Source organism: Nitratireductor aquibiodomus NL21 = JCM 21793 (assembly GCF_000615975.1).
GTDB classification, from domain to species: domain Bacteria; phylum Pseudomonadota; class Alphaproteobacteria; order Rhizobiales; family Rhizobiaceae; genus Nitratireductor; species Nitratireductor aquibiodomus.
Map to the genome: position 1 here is coordinate 1 of NZ_BAMP01000136.1, position 7909 is coordinate 7909.

Consider the following 7909-nt stretch of genomic DNA (forward strand, 5'->3'; position numbering starts at 1 on the left):
ATGCCGCGCTCGCCGCCGAGCTCGCGCGCGTCAAGGCGATCCACGGCTATGCCGTGCTCTATGACTGTCACTCGATCCGCTCGGTCATTCCCTGGCTGTTCAAGGGCGTCCTGCCGGACTTCAACATCGGCACCGACGAAGGCCGCACCTGTGATCCGCTGATCGAACAGGCCGCGTTCCGCACAGCCTCGGCGACCGGCCGGACCCATGTCCTCAACGGCCGCTTCCGCGGTGGTTGGACGACCCGCCATTACGGACGTCCCGCCGACGGGGTTCACGCCATCCAGATGGAACTGGCGCAATCCTCGCATCTGGCCACAGAAGAGCCGCCCTTCGATCTCGACGCAGAGAAGAGCGCCAGCCTGCGCAAAGAGCTCACAGACATTCTTACCGGCATCATGCTCGCCGCGGCCGAGGCCGCCGGGCGCGGGAACCAACACTGAAAGGACACAACGGATGACCGACACTCGTCACAACCAGCGCGACGTCTACCCGCCGACCGGAACCGAGCTAAATGCGAAAAGCTGGCTCACCGAAGCGCCACTTCGCATGCTGATGAATAATCTGCACCCGGATGTGGCCGAGAACCCGCACGAGCTCGTGGTCTATGGCGGCATCGGCCGCGCCGCGCGCAGCTGGGAAGACTTCGATGCCATCGTCAATTCGCTGAAGGATCTCGAAGCCGACGAGACGCTGCTCGTGCAATCGGGCAAGCCAATTGCCATCGTCCGCACCCATGCCGATGCACCGCGCGTCCTCATCGCTAACTCGAACCTCGTCCCCAACTGGGCCAACTGGGACCACTTCAACGAGCTCGATAAGAAGGGCCTGATGATGTACGGCCAGATGACGGCCGGTTCGTGGATCTATATCGGTGCGCAGGGCATCGTGCAGGGCACTTACGAGACCTTCGCCGAAGCCGGCCGCCAGCATTACGAGGGCGATCTGACCGGCAAGTGGATCCTGACAGGCGGCCTCGGCGGAATGGGTGGCGCCCAGCCGCTGGCGGCCGTCATGGCCGGTGCCTGCTGCCTTGCGGTCGAATGCGACGAGACCCGCGCCGACTTCCGCATCCGCACCCGCTATTGCGACGAGAAGACCCGCGACCTCGACGAGGCGCTCGCGATGATCGACCGCTGGACAAAAGCGGGCGAGGCGAAATCCGTGGCGCTGATCGGCAACGCCGCCGATGTGTTCCCCGAAATCCTGCGCCGCATGCAGGTGGGAGAAAACCTGCCCAACGGCCGTCCCGACATCGTCACCGACCAGACGTCCGCCCACGACCCGTTCCATGGCTATCTGCCGAAGGGCTGGAGCGTTGCCGAGTGGCGCGCCAGGCAGGAGAGCGATCCGCAGGCGGTCAATCGCGCCGCCCGCGCGTCGATGAAGGACCAAGTCGCCGCCATGGTCGGCTTCTGGAACGCCGGTGTCCCGACGCTCGACTACGGTAACAACATCCGCCAGGTGGCACAGGAGGAAGGGCTGGAAAACGCCTTCGCTTTCCCGGGCTTCGTCCCGGCCTATATCCGCCCGCTCTTCTGCAAGGGCATCGGCCCGTTCCGCTGGGCAGCACTTTCCGGCGACCCGGAAGATATCTACAAGACCGACCAGGCGATGAAGGATTTGTTCCCCGAGAACGAGCACCTGCACCGCTGGCTTAACATGGCGCGGGAACGAATCGCCTTTCAGGGCCTGCCGGCGCGCATCTGCTGGATCGGCCTCGGCGACCGTCATCGCGCTGGCCTCAAGTTCAACGAGATGGTCGCCAACGGCGAACTCAAGGCGCCCGTGGTGATCGGCCGCGACCACCTCGATTCGGGCTCGGTGGCCTCGCCAAACCGAGAGACCGAAGCCATGCGTGACGGCTCCGACGCCGTCTCTGACTGGCCGCTTCTGAATGCCTTGACCAACACCGCCTCCGGCGCGACTTGGGTGTCGATCCACCACGGCGGTGGCGTCGGCATGGGCTTTTCGCAGCATGCCGCGTGGTGATATGTGCGGATGGAACGCCGGAAGCTGCAAAGCGCCTCGAGCGCGTGTTGTGGAACGATCCCGCGTCCGGCGTCTGGCGCCACGCCGATGCCGGCTACCAGGACGCCATCGACTGCGCACGCGAACACCGACTGCGCCTGCCGCGGATCCTGGGATCGTGAGTCGCATCCATCGGGAGGTCGAGCGCCGCTTCACCCCCTGGAAGAACGGCGGCGGAGAGACCGCAGAAATCATCTGCGTTCCATCCGGCGCCGGTTTCGACGACTTCGACTGGCGGATCAGCACGGCAAAAGTCAGCCAATCGGGTCCGTTTTCCCGCTTCCCGGGTATAGTTCGCGTTCTTACGGCGATTGAAGGCGGCGCGATCCGCCTGCACTTCGACGATGGCCGCATCATCGATGCGCGCCCTGGCAACGGTCCGCACGCTTTTCCAGGCGACGACGCCTGTGTCGCCGAACTCCTGGGAGAATCGCTGCTCGATCTGAACCTGATGGTCCGCACGCCACTACAAGGTGCCGTGCTTCAGGGCGGGGAGACGGTTGAAACCGATGACCAGCTTGCCAGCTACCTCTTTGCGCTGAAACCGCTGCCGGCCCTTGGCCTTGCGACATACGATCTTCTCGAATTGCCGGCCCTCGTCAACTATGTGGTGCCTCGCGACGCCCTAGTTCTGACCGTCAAACGCCCCGGCTGATCGGTCTACGACCCGACCTTCGAATCGAATTCAGCGATCAACTGATGGGCTTCGCCGGGGTATAGCAGGCGCGCGCAGGTCACCCAGTTGGCCTCGATCTGCGTCCTGCGTTGGACTTCGAGACAGGCCGCCCCGACCGGCAATTCCAGCAGCTTCGCATCCCGACCCGACACGTTGATCGCCCGCACGTGATGGCGCGCCTTGGTCCATGGCATGGTGTTGAGAAGCCATGAACCCGGTACTTCTTTCTCGAAGTCCACATACATAGCATCGGGCGCCATGGCGCCGTTAATGACGCGGGTTTCGAGGCAAAACGGCTCGCCGTCGGAATAGTGCAACCCCTGCAGGAACAGGCAATCGTCGCGCCCTTCATCTTCCCGGAGACTGAAAATGCGGCGGTCATGTGCGTTGCTTGCCCGCCGTTCGTTCGACAGGAGAGACCACCTGTAGCGCCGTCCAAGTGCAGCGACTTCGTCACCGATATTGTTGATCGCGACCACGGCCGATTCCGCCCGGGGCTGCGCGACGACGGTGCCGCTGCGCTTGCGGCGTATCACGAATCCGTCCGAGGCCAACCGCGTCAGAACCTTGTTCATGGTCATGCGCGACACGCCGTACTGCTCGGCCAGTACCGTCTCTTTCGGAAGAGAAAAGCCCGGTGGCCAGGTCCCGTCCACGATCTTGCGTGAAAACTCGTCGAGGATCCGGCCGTGAAGCGTATCCGACTTTTCCTTCGCCATCCTGTACCTCGTCTACCCGAACGGTCGTGTGCCAGACCCGTCGCGAGACAGGACAACCTCGATGTCATCCTCATACCCCGGCCACCGGTTCAAGTATATATTTTACGCGCGTCGCAGGCAGGTCGTCCACTGATGCAATGTCTTAAGCTGCACGTGTCCAGTCGCGGCCAAGTCGCGGCCGATGTGTGCCGATCGAGGAACGAGTTCCGGGCCGGGGCAGGATGAATGCCTCGCGAATATAGGGCCGATGTACCGGTTCAACGTCTTCTACGTGATGGCCTTCAAGGCAATGGTGCCCCGCAATACCTCCATCGGCGACTATGGCGACAGCGAAGCCTATTATGCCAAACAGAACGCTTCTCTCCTGTCGATCAATATCCCGATCAACTGGGCGACGGCCTGAACGCCAAACGCCTCTCGTCGAAAGCAGAACCAGATGGCGCAGTGGTCTGTTGGCGAGCATCAGCGTCAATCGGTTGGCACCAGCTCCAACACCGGTGTCCATGCGCGCTCGCTAACAGCATCCAGCCAGATCGAACCATGCCGCTCGTAGGACCTCTGGCATCCTGTTTGAAGCTCTGAACGTAAGAAAAACCCGGCATGAATTGCGTGGGGCTTGGAGGATACCGAGAAGGTGAGTGCTTTGGTGATTTAGGTCGCGGGGGTAGGATTTGAACCTGCGATCTTCAGGTTCGCAATCGCACCCAAGAAATCAACTATCGCTCCCCCTCAATAGTTGTATGCAGTTACGAGCGGCAAACCAAACAGCGACGCCCACGCCCTGGCGCTCGCTTTCTGGATTGGGACGATGTTGGTATCGCCGGTCCACCAGCCATTGCCTGTCGCCACGATGACATCCGGCCCAAACAACACGGACTGAAGGATCGGCCACACGATGAGCTGCTCATAGCAGATCAAGGGTGCGATCGACGTCCCAGCAAAACTGCCGGTGGGATTGCCGAAGAACTGCGCCGAAGCGCCGCCAGATGCCCAGGGCCGCCACATCGAAACCGGCACCGGCATCCGCTCCCGATAGAGCATCCTCGCCCCCTCGCCCGTCAGCTCGATCATGACATTGTCATAGCCGCTCTCGTTGATGACAACGGCGCCGCCGGCGACGACGACATCGAGGTCGGCGAGGTTTCGGGTCCAGAGGCGCTCGGTTGTCGGCGTCCAGATCCCGAGCGCGCTTTCGGGAAGAACAACTGTGCTGGCCCCATTCTCCACGGCGCGTCTGACAAGCGCGATTGTGGCCGTATGCTCAGCGTAATCGGCATGTTCGCCGGCAACCTGGTAATCGAAGGTCGTGTCAATTCCGACCCACCCGTCCGGCGGTTCGGGATCGGTCCGGGTGGTTGCGGATAGTGCCAATGTCACGCCGATTGCGACACCGGCGAGCGGCCAGGCTCGTGTGGTCATCGCCGAGAGGCCGGCGGTTGTGGCCGCCAGTCCTGCCCAGCCCCAACCGGGCAACAGGACGCCGGCTGCCGTGATCGGACTGGCCCACCCGACGATCCCGAGTGGCGGCACGCTCATCAGCGCCCACGCTGCCAGATATCGCAGCGGCCGATGCCACCCAGGCTTCGGCGACCAAAGGACCGTATGCACCGTGACGAACAGCAGCGACGCAGCAAACCAGAGACCAAGCCCGACCCAGATGTCGCTCGCATAGAAAATCGATACGCCGACCGGCAAGCCTCTCGACGCCGCCATGAAATAAGCCATCGAAACCAGGCCTGCGAACAGCCGCGTCGCGGCGAACGCCCAGAGCGCGGGAAAGAGGCACGCGACCGGGAGGAGAAGCACTTCGCCGCTCCATCCGATGGCGCCGACCGCTGCTGCAGCGGCGAGGAACATTGCCGCGGTGACCATGCTATGGCGTGAAGGTGAAAACCGGTTTCGCCAACCCGAGAACGCCGGCGGCCGGTATTGGCCCAAAGTATCGTGAGTCATAAGAACCTCTGAAAGTTGAGAAGAGAAACAGCGTGTTTGGGGGCACGACGCCGCCAGGATAGGGCGTCAGCTCGCGGCCCGATCCGTCACGCGGCTGAATTGCGGATTGCGGGAGAGCGAGACCGTCGATCGCAACGGATGTGCCGATTTCAACCGACTGCCCGGGCAGCGCCACGACGGTCTTGATCAGCGGGCTAAGCCAGCCGGGGCAGAGACCGCGCCGCACATATTCGCGCTCGCGGGCCTGACGAAAAGAGTCGGTCAGCGGCGGGCAAATGAACACCCGATCCCCGACCCAGACATCGCGGTTCAGCGTTTCGATCCGCCACAGCCCAAGCGGATAGCTCGGTGTCAGATTGACCCGAAAGCCCATCCCATATCCCAAGCCTAACAGCGCCAGAGGGATGCTAGCGAGAGCGGCAACCATGACGATCCGGCGCCGTCGGCTCACTGCTTTAGCCCCTGGCTTTTGGTTTGCGTCTGGCGCAGCGCCTCGGACTGTTTCAGGGCCTGCTGGGTGCGCTCATGGGCGGCCAGCTGCTGGCCGGCACGCATTACCGGCCATGCGGTGCTGAGCTTTTCCCGGTCGCCAGCCGACATGCCCTGGGCCGCCTTGTCGAAAGTCGATCCCGACGGGTCCTTGGCCGCATTGCCGAGCAAAGTCCGCTCCCCGAACCGCTCCGAAACAGCGTTGTTGAAGGTATCGAGTTCGGCCTTCACCATGCGGTCGGCCAGTGCAAATCCAAGCGCCGCTGGCAGGTCGTTCCTGTCGATTGCATCGCGGACCTTTTCCATGGCGCGTTCGGCCGCAGGTGACAGAGACGGAATATCGATCGAGGTGCGCTTGCGGTGACCCTCCTCTTCCTGTCTGTACTTGGCGGTCGCCCTCTCACGCATGTCGAGATAACGTTCGAGGTCGCGGCGGAGAGCGGGAACATTCACTTCCGCGACACGCCGGTCCTCACGATCCGCACGGCTTGCCCACAGTCCTTCCTTCCCCTTGAGCGCACCGAAGCTTGCAGCGTTCCGCTCGATCTCTCCGAGCCGCTGCTGCGCAACGTTCGGGTCTTCCACGACGGCCTCCATGCGCATCGCCTTGAAGGCGGATTCGGGATCCGCGTAGACGAGCCGAATACGGTCGGAGAAATTGTCCCATTGCTTCTGCAGGACCGGATCGGCTTGCAGCTTTTCGTCTGCGGCATCGGTAACCGACATGGTGAAACTGGAAATGCCCTTGACCATCGGCTCGGCCTTTCTGATTGACTGCGGAGATTGATGAAGCGGTTGATCGGCGAGCCGCGCACCGGCGGCGCGAAGCCGAAGCCCGAGGTCGACGAGTTTCTGTTTCTGCCGGAGCGTCCACTGGACCCGGTCGCGCATCAGCGTCCGGGCAACGCGCACGAGGTGCAGACCGCGATTGTTGGCGAAGCGGAGCGCCTGGGCGTAGAAGCGGTCGCCTGCATAATCGAGGGTGACTTCCTTGGCGTTCTTTCGGGAGAGGAGCTTCTCGAGCCCGCCGGCGAGGTGGAAGGAACGGCTGCCAAAATAGAGAGCCATATCTTCCCGATGCCGGGTCATCGCGACATAGGTCAGATGCCGGTCGAGCGAGAGCGAGGCGAGCACTTTCACACGGTCGACGGTCGCGCCCTGCGACTTGTGGATCGTCGTCGCATAGCCGTGATCGAGATTGCGATAGAAGCGCTGATCGACGGCGACGCGATGCGCCCCCTCACCGTCTCCGATCGTCGCAACGATGCGGCCGGGCGCGGCCTCGACGACCTTGCCGATCAAGCCGTTCTTGACGCCGAGCGAGCCTTCGTTTTTCAGGAAGACGATCTGATCGCCGGCGGCAAACTGTCTGGGTCCATCCTCTGTCCTGAAGGCGTGGCCGGCGTCGACCAGCCCCCGCTCGACGAGCTTTGCGCGCGCCATTTCGTTGAGCTGGCGCACATCGCGGCGCAGATGCGCGAGGATCAATGTCGATTTTTCCGGATCGTAATCGCGGTTCCAGTCGGTAATCAGGGTTTCGACCGCATCGGCCTTGAGCGGTTGCCCGATCAGCTTGCCGTTCGCGCGATAGGAGGAGAGCGCTTCTGCAACTCGGCCGCGCGCCAGATTGAGCGACGCCGCCCGCATCCAGGCCTCTTTTTGGCGGTAGATGGTTTCGAGCTCGGCATATCCGGTCCGTTCGACGATCGCGCGGAAGGCCGCACCTGCCTCGATCGGTTGGAGCTGCTCGGCGTCACCGACAAGGATCAGTTTCGCGCCAGCCTTGGTGACGGCTTCGACAAAGGTCGCCATCTGCCGGGACGAGACCATGCCCGCCTCGTCGAGAACGAATACGGTCTTGTCATCGAGACGGCGGCGGCCCTGCTGCCAACCGGGCTCCCAGGAGGCGAGCGTGCGCGACGGAATGCCCGCTTCCTTTTCCAGACCCTCGGCCGCCTTGCCCGCAAGCGCGCCACCGACGACTTTGTAGCCGGCCAGTTCCCAGGCTTCGCGGGCGGCCTTCATCATTGTGGTCTTGCCG

At 63.0% G+C, this 7909-nt stretch carries 7 protein-coding genes and 1 pseudogene; 4 read left to right on the forward strand and 4 right to left on the reverse strand.

Features of this window, described 5'->3' with window-relative positions; all coding sequences use genetic code 11:
• From JCM21793_RS21905 to JCM21793_RS28485, 3 genes and pseudogenes are all read left to right on the forward strand, one after another.
• Positions 1–443: N-formylglutamate amidohydrolase (locus JCM21793_RS21905; RefSeq protein ID WP_025031726.1), on the forward strand; the 443-nt coding region annotated here is incomplete at its 5' end.
• A gap of 13 nt (positions 444–456) precedes the next feature.
• A pseudogene (hutU, locus tag JCM21793_RS27740) lies at positions 457–2153 on the forward strand (urocanate hydratase).
• Positions 2150–2686, forward strand: a complete 537-nt coding sequence (locus JCM21793_RS28485) for a HutD/Ves family protein (protein ID WP_025031727.1) — start codon at positions 2150–2152, stop codon at positions 2684–2686. Before hutU ends, JCM21793_RS28485 begins: the two are co-directional and overlap by 4 nt.
• A 5-nt stretch (positions 2687–2691) precedes the next feature.
• Here JCM21793_RS28485 and hutC read toward each other — a convergent pair whose 3' ends face one another.
• Complete coding sequence (hutC, locus tag JCM21793_RS21920; protein WP_025031728.1) at positions 2692–3426, reverse strand: histidine utilization transcriptional repressor HutC; 735 nt, start codon at positions 3424–3426, stop codon at positions 2692–2694.
• 247 nt (positions 3427–3673) lie between these two features.
• Here hutC and JCM21793_RS29395 point away from each other — a divergent pair, with 247 nt between their 5' ends.
• Positions 3674–3829 (forward strand): hypothetical protein, encoded by a 156-nt coding sequence (locus tag JCM21793_RS29395; RefSeq protein WP_155983515.1) that lies wholly within the window; start codon positions 3674–3676, stop codon positions 3827–3829.
• Between the two features lie 326 nt (positions 3830–4155).
• On the opposite strand, the gene JCM21793_RS21930 is transcribed toward JCM21793_RS29395, so the two are convergent.
• The 3 genes from JCM21793_RS21930 to JCM21793_RS21940 form a co-directional block, all read right to left on the reverse strand.
• Entirely contained in the window at positions 4156–5298 is a 1143-nt protein-coding gene (locus JCM21793_RS21930; protein WP_025031729.1) for a conjugal transfer protein TraB, read from the reverse strand.
• Between the two features lies 1 nt (position 5299).
• On the reverse strand, positions 5300–5806 hold the full coding sequence (gene traF / locus JCM21793_RS21935) for a conjugative transfer signal peptidase TraF (RefSeq protein WP_036541438.1): 507 nt from the start codon (positions 5804–5806) through the stop codon (positions 5300–5302).
• Positions 5807–5826: 20 nt separating this feature from the next.
• On the reverse strand, positions 5827–7909 hold a 2083-nt coding region (locus tag JCM21793_RS21940; protein WP_025031731.1), incomplete at its 5' end, for an AAA family ATPase.

Bases quoted from the DNA above. Each gene is read 5' to 3' on its own strand.
- hutC (WP_025031728.1), bottom strand. From the start codon at position 3,426: ATGGCGAAGGAAAAGTCGGATACGCTTCACGGCCGGATCCTCGACGAG.
- JCM21793_RS29395 (WP_155983515.1), top strand. From the start codon at position 3,674: ATGTACCGGTTCAACGTCTTCTACGTGATGGCCTTCAAGGCAATGGTG.
- JCM21793_RS21930 (WP_025031729.1), bottom strand. From the start codon at position 5,298: ATGGTCACCGCGGCAATGTTCCTCGCCGCTGCAGCAGCGGTCGGCGCC.
- traF (WP_036541438.1), bottom strand. From the start codon at position 5,806: ATGGTTGCCGCTCTCGCTAGCATCCCTCTGGCGCTGTTAGGCTTGGGA.